Raw genomic sequence first — 15564 nt, forward strand, 5'->3', positions numbered from 1 at the left:
CCGCGGTCCGCTCGTCGGTTGATGGAGGTAACGCTGTGGACGTCCTGAGGACAGATGCGGAGGGCCTCGCCCCGCCGGCAGGGCTGGGCGATCTGCTGTACCCGCTGCGGGAGAGCGACTTCCTGGGCAGTCGTCTGGGTACCGCACCCGTGGTGGTCGAAGGACCCGAGGGCCGCTTCGCCGGCGTGTTCGGCTGGGACCAGCTCAACGACATCCTGGCCGCAGCCCGGGTCGACCTGAACCGCATCCATCTGGTGCGGGCCGCGGAGAACGGATCGCTGATGTCCTGCGCGGAACCGGTACCGCAACTCGCGCCGCGCGGACGTCCGTTGCGGATCCGCCCGGATCATCTCCACGACGCGCTGTCCCTCGGCGCCACTCTGGTGATCGACGGCATCGAGGAACTCCATGCTCCCCTGCGCACCCTCGTCACCGGGGTGGAGAACAGTCTTCGCTCCCTGGTGCAGGCGAACCTCTACGCCAATCTCGGCGGGGCGGAGCAGGGCTTCGACACGCACTGGGACGATCACGACGTTCTGATCATGCAGGTGGGCGGCGCCAAGCGGTGGGACATCCACCCGCCGACGCAGGACGCTCCGGTCGGGGTACTCAGCCGCCCTCCTCGTCCCTCCGCAGAGAGCGTCTGCTGGAGCGGCGAGCTCACCGACGGCGACGTCCTCTATCTCCCCAGAGGCTGGTGGCACACGGTCAGGGCGGTCGATGGACAGCCCTCGGTCCATCTCACCCTGGGGACCCGTCTACCGTCGGCCGCGGATCTGCTGCGTCAGCTGCTGGTCCACCTCGCCGTGGAGGACGCCGTGGTCAGGCAGGACCTTCCGCGGTTCGCCGGTGACGAGAGCGCCGCCCAGTGGTACGGACGGTTACGACGCGTGCTCACCGACGCCGTTCACGAGCCGGGGCTGCTGGAGAAGCTGGCCGCGGACCTGGACGGAGGCGCCCCGGTCCGGCCGCGGTTCGGCCTGCCGCACCGGTCGCGGGAGCGCGACGCCACCCCATGAGAGAACCGACGGTGACACGGCGGGTCCCTCCGGCCGGCCTGCGCGGGCTGCCGCCCGCCTTCTGGTGGATCTGGGTGAGCATCCTGGTGAACTGGATCGGCGGTTTCGCCGGTCCCATGCTTGTCCTCTCCCTGACGGTGGGCCGCGACTACTCCGCCTCGTACGCCGGAATCGTCATGTCCCTCATCGGACTCGGCGGGGTCGCGGGATCCGCGCTGGGCGGGGTGCTGGCCGACCGTCTGGGCCGCCGGTGGACCATGTTCGCGGCCCACTGCTGGACGGCGGTGAGCATGGCCATGCTCGGCCTGTGTGAGGGCCGCTGGGCCGTGGCCCTGGCTGCCGTGGCCGTGGGCGTGGGGAGCACCGCCGTACGGCCGGCCCTGCAGGCATCACTCAGTGACCTGGTCCCGGCGCCGGACCGGCAGCGCGCCTTCGCCTTGAACTACTGGGCCCTGAACGCCGGTGGCGCGCTGTCCGGGGTTCTGGCGGGCCTGATGTACAGCCACGGGTACGCCGTGCTGTTCGTCGCCGACGCCGCCGCGACACTGCTGTGCGCACTGGTCGTGCTGATCAAGGTTCCGGAAACCCGTCCCGATCCGGCTGCCGGAGCGGACACGGGCCGTAAGGCCCTGCCCGCCGCGGTCCACCGGGACCGGCCCTTCCTGCTGTTCGTACTGATGACGCTGCTGTTCGCGGTCGTCTTCAAGCAGGGTTCGACGACACTTCCCGTCGTCATGACCGAGCAGGGTCACAGCCCGGGGACCTACAGCCTGGTCTTCGCCCTCAACGGGCTTCTCGTCGTGGCACTTCAGATCCCGGTGACCCGGCTGGCAGGCCGGCAGTCACCCGCCGGTGTACTGCTCGCCGCCGGGCTGCTGCTGGGATGGGGGTTCGGTCTGACCATGCTCGCGGACAGTGCGGTGGCCTTCGCCCTCACCGTGGCGGTCTGGACTGCGGGGGAGATCCTGCAGGCCCCCGCGGGAATGGCCGTGGCCGCGAACCGGGCGCCGACGCATCAGCGGGGCCGCTATCAGGGCACGTACGGCATGGCGTGGACAGCGGCTGCCTTCCTGGCTCCGGCCGGCGGCGGCTGGGTCCTCGACCGGTTCGGCGCGACCACCTTGTGGTCCCTGTGCGCTCTTGGCGGTACGGCGGCCGGAATCGGCTGTCTGCTGATCGTCGGCCGGCACAGAAGCTTCCGTGCAGCCGCCGACGCGGCTGTGCGGGACGGCAGCACAGAACCGCTGTCACCTTCCTCCCCCGAACTCGGGAGAGGTACCGCGACCGAAAGGAAACCTTCATGAACGAGTCGCTCATCGCCAACAACTGCGTGGCGGCGTACGCCGAGCCGCTCATCGCCAACAACTGCGTCGCGGCGTACACGGATGCCGAGACACTCATCACCGACAACTGTGTCGCGGCCTACATCGAGGCCGAGACACTCATCACCGACAACTGTGTTGCGGCGTACGTCAGCTGATGACCGTCTCATCCACCCCGGAGTCCGGCCCGGACAGCACTCGCTGTACCGAGCCGGGCTCCGGCCCGTACCGCTCGGTCATCACCGGGACGCGCGTGTTCACCGGACTGGCCGGTACGCCCCCCGCCCTGCACCTGGCCGTCAGCGATCTGGCCGATCTCACGGAACAGCATCCCTGGCAGGCCGACCGGCAGGCGTTCGGGACGTCCTGGGAGGGGTCGCGGGCCGCCCGCCGCGCGGCCGAGGGCGAGGCCGTCGAGAGACTCTGCGGAGCGATCGCCCCGGACGCCGGCCGCATCCGCTATGCGACCTACGAAGCGCTGACCCGGCAGGGTGTTCCCGCGCTGGATCCACGGGAGCTGGTGCTGTATTCGGCCCGGCAGTACGCCAGTCCCGGCTTCCCTTTCCGTCCCTTCCTGCCGGACTCACCGGCACACTGGATCGAGGGCCGCCAGGTCGGCAGCGACGAGCCCGTCCATGTGCCCGTCTTCCTCGTCTACACCGCCTGGCAGCGCATGCCGCACCAAGGACCCGAGCCGTTGTACGCCTTTCCCGCGGTGGGCGGTATCGCAGCCGGCAGAACGGCGGAACTGGCCCTGCTCTCCGGGCTGGAAGAGGTGATCGAACGTGACGCCTCCGCCCTGTGGTGGGCCAATGCGCACCCTCTTCCCGACTTGCCCCTGCCTGGCCGGCTGGCCTCGCTCACCGGCGATGCGGCCCATTCGTTCGAGGTGCGGCTGGTCCATCTGCCCAACGACTTCGGGGTGCCGGTGCTCGCCGCCGGGGTACGCAGCAGCCCCGAAGGCTGGCTGACCTACGGATTCGCGGCTCGTGCCGACCCGCGTGAGGCTGCCGCCAAGGCGCTCGCGGAGGCGTACATCCTCCAGATCACCTGTCGTACGCTGGACAATCCCACGGCGGCCGCGTCCTGGAACCACGACCGGCCCTCACCGCTCAAACCATGGCGCCGTGACCGGCGTTATCTGGACTCCTACCGGTCCGACTGCCGGGATGTGGTGGAGCAGTTGTGCCAGCAGCAGCTCTACCTCGACCGGCGAGCGGCGGACCGGGTCGCCCCGTGGTCGTGGGACCTTCCGGTCGGCAGCTGGGCAGATGTTCCCTCGCTGCCGCGACGCAGCGCCGATGTCCTGCTCGCCCAGGTCGAGGCCGCCGGGCACGAGGTCATCAGCGTGGATCTGACGACCCCCGAGGCGACCGGGGCCGGGATGCGTGCGGTGCGCGTCGTCGTGCCCGGCACGGTCGGAGCCGCCCCGGCCGCCTACCCCGCGCTGGGGCGCGGCCGCATGCAGTCGGCCGGTGTACGACTGGGCCGGCGGGAGGGAGAGCTGACGGAGGAGCAATTGAACGTCTTTCCGATGCCGCACTCGTGAGGGGCGGTCCCGGTCAGGCGGCCCAGCTGCGGCGCAGGGCGTCCGCCAGTTCACCGGCCGTGAGCTGAGGGAGCCGGCTCAGCCGGTCCACGACCTGTTGCGGGACCCCCGTCCTGTGCAGCTTCTCCCGGACCAGCTCGGGGTGGCGGGTCCATGACGCAGATCCGACGGATCCGCCTCCCTCGGCCCTCTCCGCTGTCAGGGTGCGGCCGTCGGTCAGCCGGACCACCAAGCGGGCACCGATCTGCTTGGTCGCGTCCTCGAAGGTGGAGGCCGGCAGGCCGATCTGTGCCACCAGATCTTCGACCGGCTCCCCCGGGATGCGGGTCATCCACTGCAGTGCCCGCGCTCCGGCCTGCCGCAGTGCTTCGCCCACCGGCGCGGTGGCGTACATGGCGGACCGGCTCAGCTTCTCGTCGTAGTGCAGCCGCACCTTCTTCGCCAGCGTCCAGCGGCGGGGGTCGTGGACAGCCGGAGGACTGACGTCCGCCACCTCCAGGCCGCCGGTGAGCAGGACGGTCGCGATGTTGTACGGAGCACTCAGGTTGAGGGCGGCTATGGGCGAGTCGCCGTCTCGCATATACGGCGCGACGTGCCGGTTCATTTCCAGCATGAGCCGTGGCGCGTAGACGTCGACCGTGGCGATCTCGTCGGGGTGCGTCCCCCGCAGCTGCTCGTGCACGGCGCTCGCGCACTCGACCGGAGCGTCGAGGTGCACGGCAGTGGGATGCGTCTTGAACGAGATCGTCTCGGTGTGCCAGCGCCGTCCCAGGCTGTGGGTGACGGCTTCCGGGATGGCTGCGTGCGAGAACGTTTCCAGGAAGCCGCCTGGACGTTCCAGCAGGTCGGGAAGGCCTGTCAGACCGGCACGCGCGGCGGCTGCGGCGTCCAGCCCGGCCCGCACGGGCACAGCGGCGGAGAGTGCCTTGGCCTCGCTGCCCAGAAACGCCGGGCGCAGCGACCACGGCGGAGCCGCGAGGGCGAGGCCCCAGGCGTTGCACAGGACCGCCGGATCGCACCGGCCACTCATCCGCAGTCGGGCGGCGGGTGCCCCGATGAGGTGGGTGTGGGCGGCGGACTGTCCTCGGAACGGGCCGAGCGTGGCGGCTGCCGTGAGGCGCGCGGCACACTCGTTGGCCGCCACCACGGCGGTGATGAGGGTGCGGCCGTCGGCATCCTCGACGCCCTGGTAGGCCAACGGCACGCTCACCGTGGAGTGGGACAGATGGCCGGCGTAGAACGTGTCCTCGAGGTAGAGGCAGGAGGACAGGCCGGCGAGTACGTAGGCGGTCTGCTCGGGATGGGCGGCGCGAGGAGCGCCGAAGGCGGTGACGAGCTTGGCGCCGATCGGGTGGTCGAGGGCCGCGCGTGCCGTTGCCATGTACGACAGGACCTGGCTGGTGGCGATCGTGATGAGACGTTCGGGGATGTCGTCGTAGCGCAGTTCGCCGGCCCAGGCGGCAAGGGTGGGCAGCAGCCCCGCCGTGGTGGGGTGCGGTGCCGTGGACGCCGCCTGTCCGGTCTCTTCCGCTTGTGGCCGCGCAGTCTCCATCGAGGCTACGAACCGGCGAGAGTGCCGTGCGCGATGGCTTCGTCCACTTCCGCCCGCCGGGCCTCGAGTTCACGCCGTTCCGCGTCGAGGGCCTCGGCCTGAGCCTCGTCCGACTCCATGAGTTTGATCAGGTCGGCGCCGGCCAGATCGAGGACGCCCATGTCGTCATATGCCTTCTGAATCCTGGGGCTCCACAGACCGATGTCCTTGACGCAGGGCACGATGCGGGTGAAGAGCAGAGAACGGAAGGCGCGCATGCGCGGCCCCACGTTCATGTACTCCATGCATTCCTTCATGTCGAAGCCGAGGTTCTCCCACACCTCCTGCATGCGAAGGCGGTCACGCATCAGGTAGCAGCCCTCGATGATGAACTCTTCGCGCTCGGCCAGCTCTTGGGTGCTCAGGTTCGCGTAATAGTCACGAAGTGCCAGTCGGCCGAATGCCACGTGCCGGGCCTCGTCCTGCATGATGTACGACAGGATCTGTTTGGGCAGGGGTTTGGTGGTCTTGTCCCTCAGAATTCCGAAGGCGGCGAGCGCGAGGCCCTCGATGAGGACCTGCATGCCCAGATAAGGCATGTCCCAGCGGGAGTCGTTGAGGGACTCTCCCAGCAGTGTCTTCAGATGAGGGCTGATCGGATAGGTCATCTCGATCTTCTCCGTGACGAACTTGGAGAAGAGCTCGACGTGCCGGGCCTCGTCCATGACCTGCGTCGACGCGTAGAACTTGGAATCCATGTCGGGAACCGACTCCACGATACGCGCCGAACAGATCATGGCGCCCTGCTCGCCGTGCAGGAACTGGCTGAACTCCCATGAAGCCATGTGCTGGCGCAGTTCCTGCTTTTCCCGCACGTTCAGCTTGCCGTACTGCTTCGAGCCGTACAGGCCGAGCGTGTGCTCAGGCGTGCCCAGCACGTCGAAGGGGTCGACTTCTATGGACCAGTCGATCCGCTTTGCGCTGTCCCACTGCTTGTCCTTGCCCTTTTGATAAAGGTTGAGGAGACTCGTACGTTCGGAATCGTACTCCCATGCGAAGTGATTCCTGCCCTGCATGGGGAAGGTCCAGGCTGTGGTGCTGTCTTCGTCAGAGTGGGCACTGATGCTGCGCATAAGAGGTTTCTCCTGAAGTTTCGAGCAGTGTCGGATCTACGCGGGCTCCGGAGGTGCCAGGACGGAGAGCACGCCGGGAAGGATTTCCAGCGTGTAAGAGGTCCGCGTGGAGTCACGTGCCTCTCCGTCCCACTCGAATGTCAGCGGTTTCCCGTCGGTGCGCTCGATGACGATCCGCCTCCCTCGCCGGTAGGTCACCGCGGGATGGGCGAGGTGGCTGCCGTCACGGGTCAGGCCGGGAAGTTCTCGCAGGTCGAGCTGCCCACCCACCACGCACACATCAAGCAGTCCGTCGTCGAGGACCGAGTGGGGAAGCACCTTGAACTGGCCTCCGCGGTAGCGCCCGCCGCCGACGTTGGCGAACACGACGCTGCCGTCATGGACGACATCACCGTCCACCGTGACCCTGCCGGGGTGCGGAGTGAAGTTCTGCAGCGTCAGGGCAACGGCGCGTTGGTAGCGTTCCCGCCCGGCGGTGTCGGTGATCCCGGCCGCCACGGTGAGGGCCTCGGCGACCAGCCCGGAGCAGGCTCCGAGGATCACCAGGTCTCCGGTCTCGGCGACCCGCATCATGTCCAGCCGGCGCACCCGCGGTTCCGCACTTCCGAAGGCGATGTCGAGTGCCTGCTGCCAGGGCCGGTCCCGCCATATCTCGCGGTAGAAGGAGTTGCCCGTGCCGGCCGGGATGTTGATCAGTACCGGCTGCATCTCCGCGGGGACTTTCAGGAGTCCGTTGACCGCCTCACTGGTGGTTCCGTCACCCCCGACGACGACCACTGTGTCGATCCGGTCGCCGGCCGCCTTCGCCGCCAGCTCGGTGGCGTGACCGCGGTAGGCCGTGCGGCTCAAGGTCACATCGTCGATGACCTGTGCGCATTGCCGGACGACGGAGTCGATGAGTTCCGTGGAAGCTGTGCCTGCCCGTTCGTTCGCCACAACCAGTGCACTGCTTGCCCAAGAACCCATCTTCCCCGCCCGTCCCTCGTCCTACTGCAGCGGAGAGAGCAGGATTCGAACCTACGTGGGACCAAAGTCCCTACCAGGACAAGTCCTGGTCCCGTTAGGCCACTACGGGTATCTCTCCCTGTTCTCGTCGAGGAGTTGCGTCCTCGGCGACGTGAACTACGGTGCCAGACCGTCCTTACACGCCGCTGAGACGGGCGTCTCAGCGGCAGATCGGGTCGACGGCCGGGGCCGCTGTCCTCTCCGCACCGGTTGACGAACGGGGCCGCCGCGCGGGTTCGGCTGCGGCCTCACCGGTCTCGCTGAGCAGGCGACTGCCGCGGTCCGACCTCAGGTCCAGCTCGTTCAGCACCTCCGCATCGGCAATCCCGGGAAGAACGTTCCGAAAGAGCAGAGCGATCCGGTGTTCCAGGTCCGCGTAGTCGCTGAGGACCTGCGACATCAGGTGCAGTCCCATGAAGGAACTCACCAGGAACTCCGCTGTTTCACACACCTCCACACCCGGCAGCAGCTCTCCGCCATTTCGCGCCGCGGTCAGCAGTGCCGCGTTGAACCGCGCCCGTTCCACATAGGGGTCTCGGCGGTACCGGCCGTCCTGGCCCTGTTCCAGGGCCAGCCGAAAGCAGCCACGGGCACGAGCGCTGCGGGACAGCCGGCAGGCCAGGACGAGGTGGACGTCCACGAGTTCCTGGAGCCGGAACTTCTGTGCCGCCAGAAGGTCCTGCTGCGGCACCTGTTCGCTCAGCAAGGCCAGGGCGACTTCCTCTTTGGAGGAGAAATGGAAGTAGAAGGCCCCCTTGGTCACTCCCGCCTGTGAGAGAAACTCCAGAACGGTCGCTGTCTCATAGCCCCGTTCGGCGAAGACGGCTCCGGCGGCGTCCAGAATCATTCGCCTGGTCTTCAGTGCCCGCTCTTGCCGCGTCATCACGTTCCTCCCGGCGGGCAGGGGCCCGCTTGCGCAATTGCCTTACTGACGGCGCTTCACCGTACTGGAACACATCCCTTGCGGTAACAGGCGGTTGCACATGCCAGGGGACCGGGTATCGACTGCGGCCTGGCTCACCCCCCTCGGCTTCAGAGCCAGTCCCGGCGCTTGAAGATGAAGTACAAACTCGTGCAGACAACGGCCATGAGGGCGACGGCGAAGGGGTATCCGAAAACCCAGCGCAACTCCGGCATGGCGTCGAAGTTCATGCCGTAGATCGTGCCGACCAGGGTCGGGGCGAAGAGGATGGCGGCCCAGCTGGAGATCTTCTTGATCTCCTCGTTCTGTTCGAAGCCGGCCTCCGCCAGCGCCCGCATCTCCGCGTTCTGCTGCTGTGTCACCAGCGTCGCGTTCACGGTCAGGATCTCGGTCAGGGCCTGCCGGAAGCCGTCCACGCGTTCGCTGGTGTGCGTGACGTGGTCGGCGACGTCGCGGAGGTAGCGCTGCAGTTCCTCGTCCGTGCCGTACTTCGCGAAGCCGGCCATCAGGCCGTGCAGCATTCCCACCAGGGGGCGAGTGGCGCGCTGGAACTCCACCATCTCGCGGGAGAGTTCGTAGATGCGGCGGGACACCTCGGGGTCGCCGCGGAAGACCTCGGTCTCGATCTCGTCGATGTCGATCTGTACGCCCTGGACCACCGGGATGTAGCCGTCGACGACCGCGTCCAGGATCGCGTACAGCACCGCCTCGGGGCCCAGCGCCAGCAGCTCCGGGGTCTTTTCCATGCGGCGGCGGACGCTGGACAGGTCGGGGGCGGCGCCGTGCCGGACCGTGATGAGGAAGTCGGGGCCGACGAAGACGTGCAGCTCGCCGAAGTCCACCTCCTCCGCCGCGTCGAGGTAACGCGCGGCCCGCAGGACCACGAACAGGGTGTCGCCGTAGCGCTCCAGCTTGGGGCGCTGGTGGGCTTCGAGCGCATCCTCGATCGAGAGCGGATGCAGGTCGAACTCGGCTGCCAGGGAGAAGAGTTCGGCCTCGGTCGGGCCTTGCAGGCCGATCCACGCCATGCCGTCGTGCTGCTCGCGCAACTGCCGGAAGGTTTCGGCGAGCGTGACGGGGGAGGAGACACGCCGGCCGTCCCGGTAGAGCGCGGCCTGAACGACACTGCGGTGGTCGGCCGCCTGCGCCTCGGCGGGCGCGGCCGGCGGCTCGGAAGGTGCGGCGGTGACCGGGGGACCGACCGGTGGTGCGGCCGGGCGGCGCCACGCGTGCTTCTTCGGGGACAGCGCGGGACGGGCTCGTCGCTCCGGCATCGCAGGTCACCTCCGGATCGAGCGTGTGCGTTCTGACCACGGAGAAGGATATCCGGATCAAGGGGCATGGGCATGGCGGCGGAGGGCCGCCACTTGCGGACAGAAACTGTCCGCAAGGACGAGTAGCGTGCCGGGCATGGCCCCGAAGACGAATCCCGTACTCGGTACGCGCGCCCTGAACCGCGCCACCCTTGCGCGCCAGCTCCTGCTCGCCCGTGCCGCGATGCCCGCCGAGGACGCCGTCACGCACCTCCTCGGTCTCCAGGCGCAGAGCGTCAAGCCGCCGTACTACCAGCTCTGGTCCCGGCTGGAGGACTTCGACCCCGAAGAGCTGTCAGGCCTGATGGACTCGCGCGCGGTGGTCCGAATCGTCTCCATGCGCTCAACCATCCACACGCACACCGCCGACGACGCACTCACCCTGCGCCCGCTCGTCCAGGCGGCGCGGGACCGCGAGCTGAAGATGTTCCGCAAGGGCCTGGACGGAGTGGACCTGGACCGGCTGGCCGCGCTGAGCCGCGCCCTGGTGGAGGGGCAGCCCCGCACGATGCAGCAGATCCGCGAAGCCCTGCTGCGGGAGTGGCCGGACGCCGACCCGCAGTCCCTGGGCATCGCCGCCCGGTGCCTGCTGCCCCTCGTACAGGTCACCCCGCGTGGCCTGTGGCGTCGAAGCGGGCAGGTCACACTGACCACCGCGGAACACTGGCTCGGCCGCCCCTCCGCGCCGGCCCCGGCGCCCGACGGGACCGTACTGCGCTATCTGGCCGCCTTCGGGCCGGCCTCGGTCAAGGACATGCAGACCTGGTCGGGACTGACCCGGCTGCGTGAGTCCTTCGAACGGCTGCGCCCTCGGTTGCTCGCCTTCCAGGACGAGAACGGCGTGGAACTCTTCGACCTCCCCGACGCGCCCCGACCGGACGATGACACTCCGGCGCCACCGCGGTTCCTCCCGGAGTACGACAACCTGCTGCTCTCGCACGCCGACCGCAGCCGGCTCGTCCCCGCCGAGACCAGGGCCCGCACCTGGAAGGGGAACCAGCCCTACTGCGTGCTCATGGTCGACGGCTTCCTCGCCGGAATCTGGAGGCTGGAGGAGAGCGGCGACAGCGCGGTTCTCACCGTGCAGCCCTTCGGCAGCCTGACCAGCCCCCAGCGCAACGAGGTCGCCGAGGAAGGCGGCAGGCTGCTTGCCGGGATGACCACTGCGTCCTCGTACGAGGTCCGGTTCGCCGACTTCGCCGACTTCGGCGGCTGAGCGCCTGGCGCGCGGGCGGATCCCGCGGTACGCACCGTCGGCAGGGGTCAGGGCAGCAGGCCGGCCCGGCGCGCCGCCACCAGCGCTTCCGGGCGGGTGTGTGCGCCCAGCTTCCGCATGGCCGAGCGCAGATAGCCCTTCACCGTCTCGGGACGCGGCCCGAGACGGTCCGCGGCGCCGGCGTTCGTGGCCCCGGCCGCCACACAGGCGAGTGCATCCACTTCGCGCGGGGCCAGGGCGACTTGGCGCCCACGGGGCGGCGGCAAGCCGGTTGCGGCCGCCAACAGGTCGCAGACGGACCGGAGTTCCTCACGCAGAGCGGGATCGGCGATCCGCGGCGCCGGCGCGCGCAGCTCGCCGTGCGCGGTCGCCATACCGCTCAGCTCGGCGATACGCAGCCGGCCCGGCGCGCCGACCATGCCGCCGAAGACGACCGGCAGCCCGGTGGTACGACGCATCCGCGACAGCGCCGCGCGCAGCTCCACTGCCTCGTTCGGCTCCGGCACGCCTTCTTCCTTTCACCCCCGTCCGGGGGTAGTGAGACCTGAGTCACTGATTACACGATGTCAGTGAATGGTCCGGCAAACGAGGAGGGCACATGACGGCATGCGGCGCGACCGAGGAGTTCCGGGCGGCGCGGGACTTCCTGCTGCAGCACCGGGAGGACTACGCGACGGCGTACGAGGGCTTCCAGTGGCCGCGCCCCGAGCGGTTCAACTGGGCGCTGGACTGGTTCGACGAGATCGCCACCGGTAACGGCAGGACCGCGCTGCACATCGTCGACGAGGACGGCCGCGAGACGCAGACCTCGTTCGGTGAGATGTCCCTCCGCTCCGACCAGGCCGCCAACTGGATGCGAGAACAGGGCGTCCGCGCCGGTGACCGCATCGTCGTCATGCTCGGAAACCAGCGGGAACTGTGGGAGGTCGCGCTGGCGGCGATGAAGCTTCGCGCCGTCGTCATCCCGGCCACCCCCCTGCTCGGCCCGCTCGATCTGCGAGACCGTATCGAGCGCGGCCAGGCGAGCCATGTGCTCGTACGCTCCGAGGACACCGTCAAGTTCGACCGGGTGCCCGGCGCCTACACGCGGATCGCGGTCGGTGAGACGGTGCCCGGCTGGCTCCCCTACGAAGAGGTGTACTCGGCGGACGCGGCGTTCCGGCCCGACGCTGTCACCCTTGCCGACGACCCGCTGATGCTGTACTTCACCTCGGGTACGACGGCTCTGCCCAAGCTGGTCGAGCACACCCATGTGTCCTATCCGGTGGGCCATCTGGCGACGATGTACTGGATCGGGCTGAAGCCGGGGGACGTGCATCTCAACATCTCCTCGCCGGGGTGGGCCAAACACGCCTGGTCGAATCTCTTCGCGCCGTGGAGCGCGGAGGCGACGGTCTTCATCCACAACTACACGCGTTTCGACGCGGGCCGGCTCATGCGGGAGATGGACCGGGTGGGGGTGACGAGCTTCTGCGCGCCGCCGACCGTGTGGCGGATGCTGATCCAGGCGGACCTGAGCGCCTTGCGGACGCCGCCGCGTGAAGTGGTGGCAGCGGGCGAGCCGCTGAACCCGGAGGTCATCGAGCAGGTTCAGCGGTCCTGGGGTGTGACGATCCGGGACGGTTTCGGGCAGACGGAGACGGCCGTGCAGATCGCGAACACGCCGGGTCAGCGGGTGAGGGCGGGGTCGATGGGGCGGCCGAGCCCGGGCTTCAAGGTGGAGCTGCTCGATCCGGCGACCGGGCAGCCGGGCATGCAGGAGGGTGAGATCTGTCTGGACCTGTCGGTGAATCCGGTGGGGCTGATGGCCGGCTATCACGGCGAGCCGGAGCGTACGGCGGAGGTGACGGCCGGCGGCTACTACCGCACCGGGGACATCGGGTCGCGTGACGCGGACGGCTACCTGAGCTTCACCGGGCGGGGAGACGATGTGTTCAAGGCGTCCGACTACAAGATCTCGCCGTTCGAGCTGGAGAGCGCCCTGCTGGAACACGAGGCGGTGGCGGAGGCGGCGGTCGTGCCGGCGCCAGATCCGCTGCGGCTGTCGGTGCCGAAGGCGTACGTCGTACTGGCGAAAGGCTGGGAGCCGGGGCCGGAGACGGCGCAGGCGCTGTTCGCGCACTCGCGGAAGGTCCTCGCGCCGTACAAGCGGATCCGCAGGATCGAGTTCGCCGAGCTGCCCAAGACGATCTCCGGCAAGATCCGCCGGATCGAGCTGCGCGAGCGGACCGCGGCCGGCTCGATGGACGAGTACACCGAGTACACCGCGAACACCGAAAGCACAGAGGGCACGGAAGACACCGGGACCACGGAAAACACCGGGAACGCGACGGGGGATGTCCGATGACCGGCCTTTCGTACGCCCACGGGACCGGTACCACCGCGCTGCTCGGTGACACGATCGGCCTGAACCTCGACCGGGTGATCGCCGCCCACCCCGACCGCGACGCGCTGGTGGACCTCCCGGCCGGAAAGCGCTGGACGTACGCCGAGTTCGGCGCAGAGGTGGACCGGCTGGCCCGCGCACTCCTGGCGACCGGCGTCGCCAAGGGCGACCGTGTGGGCATCTGGGCCGTCAACTGCGCCGAGTGGGTACTGGTGCAGTACGCCACCGCCCGGATCGGCGCGATCATGGTGAACATCAACCCGGCCTACCGTGTTCACGAGCTGGAGTACGTGCTGAATCAGGCCGGGATCACCGTCCTCTTCGCCTCGCAGTCCCACAAGACCAGCGACTACCGGGCGCTGGTGGACGAGGTCCGGCCGCGCTGCTCCGGGCTGCGCGCCGTCCACTACATCGCAGACGGCTCCTGGGATGTCCTGCTCGACGCGGCCGAGGGTGTCACCGCCGAGGAACTCAAGGTTCGCGAGGGTGAGTTGTCCTGCGACGACCCGGTGAACATCCAGTACACCTCCGGCACCACCGGCTTCCCCAAGGGAGCGACCCTCTCCCACCACAACATCCTCAACAACGGTTATTTCGTCGGGGAGATGATCGGCTACACCGAACAGGACCGGGTCTGCCTGCCGGTGCCCTTTTACCACTGCTTTGGCATGGTGATGGGCAACCTGGGAGCCACCTCGCACGGCGCGTGCATCGTCATCCCCGCGCCCTCGTTCGACCCGGCGGCCACCCTGCGGGCCGTGGAGCAGGAGCGCTGCACCGCGCTCTACGGCGTCCCGACGATGTTCATCGCGGAGCTGAACCTTGCCGCGTTCGCGACGTACGACCTGTCGAGCCTGCGCACCGGGATCATGGCCGGCTCGCCCTGTCCGGTCGAGGTGATGAAGCGGGTGGTCGCCGAGATGCGGATGGCGGAGGTCTCCATCTGCTACGGCATGACCGAGACCTCACCGGTCTCCACCCAGACGCGCCGGGACGACGACCTGGAACGCCGCACGGGCACGGTCGGCCGGGTCCTCCCGCACGTCGAGGTGAAGATCAGCGACCCGGTGACAGGCACGACCGTGCCGCGCGGCGAGGCGGGCGAGCTGTGTACCCGGGGGTACAGCGTGATGCTCGGCTACTGGGACGAGCCGGAGAAGACCGCGGAGGCGGTGGACGCGGGCCGCTGGATGCACACCGGCGACCTAGCCGTGATGCGGGACGACGGCTACGTACAGATCGTCGGCCGGATCAAGGACATGATCATCAGGGGTGGCGAGAACGTCTACCCGCGCGAGATCGAGGAGTTCCTGTACGGCCATCCCAAGATCGCCGACGTACAGGTGGTCGGAATCCCGGACGAGCGGTACGGCGAGGAGATCCTGGCCTGTGTCATCCCCCGGGACCCGGCGGACCCGCCGACCCTGGGCGAGCTGACCGCGTACTGCACCGGTCGGCTCGCCCACTACAAGATCCCGCGAGGCCTGCAGATCCTGGAGTCCTTCCCGATGACGGTCAGCGGGAAGGTCCGCAAGATCGAGCTGCGCGAACGGTACGCGGATCAGAGGACGGGGCGGGCGGGAGGTCAGGCGGGCAGCTGAGCCTCGACGGCCGCGACGACCTCCGCGGCCTCCGGCTCGACGGCCGGACGGAAGCGGGCGACGACCTCTCCCTGCGGGGAGAGCAGGAACTTCTCGAAGTTCCACGTGATGTCGCCCGCCTCACCGGCGGCGTCGGCGGTCTCGGTCAGCTCGGCGTAGAGGGGATGCCGACCGGGGCCGTTGACCTCGATCTTCTCCAGCAGGGGGAAGGTCACGCCGTAACTGACCGAGCAGAACGTCTGGATCTCCTCGGAGCTGCCGGGCTCCTGGCCGCCGAACTGGTTGCAGGGCACGCCGAGCACGGTGAAGCCGCGCTCGGCGTACTTCTGCTGGAGCCGCTCGAGGCCCTCGTACTGCGGGGTGAGACCGCACTTGGAGGCCACGTTCACCAGCAGGACGGCCTTGCCCCGGTAGGCGCCCAGGGTGGTGGGCTCGCCGGTCAGGGTGTGGAGGGGGATGTCGGTCAGACTCATGAGGGCTCCTCGGGAGAAAAAACGTGCACGCCCGATGATGCCTTGTGGCGGTCGCGGCTCACAGCGCGCCGCTCACAGCCGGCCGCTCGCACGC

14 protein-coding genes and 1 tRNA gene are annotated in these 15564 nt (G+C 68.8%); 7 read left to right on the forward strand and 8 right to left on the reverse strand.

The genetic code is table 11. The features are described from left to right. Positions 1-35: 35 nt before the first annotated feature. The 4 genes from AB0M62_RS09695 to AB0M62_RS09710 are packed head-to-tail and all read left to right on the forward strand — an operon-like array spanning position 36 to position 3890. Positions 36-1019, forward strand: coding sequence for a cupin domain-containing protein (locus AB0M62_RS09695; protein ID WP_366073585.1), 984 nt, complete (start codon positions 36-38; stop codon positions 1017-1019). Next, positions 1016-2323, forward strand: a complete 1308-nt coding sequence (locus tag AB0M62_RS09700) for an MFS transporter (RefSeq protein WP_366073586.1) — start codon at positions 1016-1018, stop codon at positions 2321-2323. The genes AB0M62_RS09695 and AB0M62_RS09700 overlap by 4 nt, the downstream gene beginning before the upstream one ends. Then, on the forward strand, positions 2320-2499 hold the full coding sequence (locus AB0M62_RS09705) for a hypothetical protein (RefSeq protein ID WP_366073587.1): 180 nt from the start codon (positions 2320-2322) through the stop codon (positions 2497-2499). Before AB0M62_RS09700 ends, AB0M62_RS09705 begins: the two co-directional genes overlap by 4 nt. Then, entirely contained in the window at positions 2499-3890 is a 1392-nt protein-coding gene (locus AB0M62_RS09710) for a YcaO-like family protein (RefSeq protein ID WP_366073588.1), read from the forward strand. Before AB0M62_RS09705 ends, AB0M62_RS09710 begins: the two co-directional genes overlap by 1 nt. A gap of 13 nt (positions 3891-3903) precedes the next feature. Here AB0M62_RS09710 and AB0M62_RS09715 read toward each other — a convergent pair whose 3' ends face one another. From AB0M62_RS09715 to AB0M62_RS09740, 6 genes are all read right to left on the reverse strand, one after another. Further along, a complete protein-coding gene (locus tag AB0M62_RS09715; protein WP_366073589.1) occupies positions 3904-5442 on the reverse strand; it encodes an MmgE/PrpD family protein in 1539 nt (512 codons plus the stop codon). Between the two features lie 5 nt (positions 5443-5447). Further along, positions 5448-6497 carry a ferritin-like domain-containing protein gene (locus tag AB0M62_RS09720; protein WP_366073778.1) on the reverse strand — a complete coding sequence of 350 codons (1050 nt, stop codon included), beginning with the start codon at positions 6495-6497 and terminating at the stop codon, positions 5448-5450. A gap of 93 nt (positions 6498-6590) precedes the next feature. After that, positions 6591-7520 carry a diacylglycerol kinase family protein gene (locus AB0M62_RS09725; RefSeq protein ID WP_366073590.1) on the reverse strand — a complete coding sequence of 310 codons (930 nt, stop codon included), beginning with the start codon at positions 7518-7520 and terminating at the stop codon, positions 6591-6593. A gap of 30 nt (positions 7521-7550) precedes the next feature. Then, positions 7551-7638: transfer RNA gene (locus tag AB0M62_RS09730), tRNA-OTHER, on the reverse strand. Positions 7639-7719: 81 nt separating this feature from the next. Continuing rightward, entirely contained in the window at positions 7720-8442 is a 723-nt protein-coding gene (locus AB0M62_RS09735) for a ScbR family autoregulator-binding transcription factor (protein WP_366073591.1), read from the reverse strand. A gap of 149 nt (positions 8443-8591) precedes the next feature. Continuing rightward, positions 8592-9755: a magnesium and cobalt transport protein CorA gene (locus tag AB0M62_RS09740; protein ID WP_366073592.1), complete on the reverse strand. Its 1164-nt coding sequence runs from the start codon at positions 9753-9755 to the stop codon at positions 8592-8594. A 136-nt stretch (positions 9756-9891) separates the two neighbouring features. Here AB0M62_RS09740 and AB0M62_RS09745 point away from each other — a divergent pair, with 136 nt between their 5' ends. Continuing rightward, positions 9892-11010: a winged helix DNA-binding domain-containing protein gene (locus tag AB0M62_RS09745; RefSeq protein ID WP_366073593.1), complete on the forward strand. Its 1119-nt coding sequence runs from the start codon at positions 9892-9894 to the stop codon at positions 11008-11010. Between the two features lie 47 nt (positions 11011-11057). Here the strand turns inward: AB0M62_RS09745 and AB0M62_RS09750 are convergent, their stop codons facing one another. After that, positions 11058-11516, reverse strand: a complete 459-nt coding sequence (locus AB0M62_RS09750; RefSeq protein WP_366073594.1) for a helix-turn-helix transcriptional regulator — start codon at positions 11514-11516, stop codon at positions 11058-11060. 92 nt (positions 11517-11608) lie between these two features. On the opposite strand from AB0M62_RS09750, the gene AB0M62_RS09755 reads away from it, so the two are divergent. Together AB0M62_RS09755 and AB0M62_RS09760 are read left to right on the forward strand one after the other, a co-directional pair. Continuing rightward, positions 11609-13357, forward strand: coding sequence for an AMP-binding protein (locus tag AB0M62_RS09755; RefSeq protein ID WP_366073595.1), 1749 nt, complete (start codon positions 11609-11611; stop codon positions 13355-13357). Then, positions 13354-14997, forward strand: a complete 1644-nt coding sequence (locus AB0M62_RS09760; protein WP_366073596.1) for an AMP-binding protein — start codon at positions 13354-13356, stop codon at positions 14995-14997. The genes AB0M62_RS09755 and AB0M62_RS09760 overlap by 4 nt, the downstream gene beginning before the upstream one ends. Here the strand turns inward: AB0M62_RS09760 and AB0M62_RS09765 are convergent. Further along, complete coding sequence (locus AB0M62_RS09765; RefSeq protein WP_366073597.1) at positions 14982-15470, reverse strand: glutathione peroxidase; 489 nt, start codon at positions 15468-15470, stop codon at positions 14982-14984. The genes AB0M62_RS09760 and AB0M62_RS09765 overlap by 16 nt on opposite strands. Positions 15471-15564 lie beyond the last annotated feature (94 nt).

This window comes from Streptomyces sp. NPDC051219 (assembly GCF_040682335.1).
Taxonomy (GTDB): Bacteria; Actinomycetota; Actinomycetes; order Streptomycetales; family Streptomycetaceae; genus Streptomyces.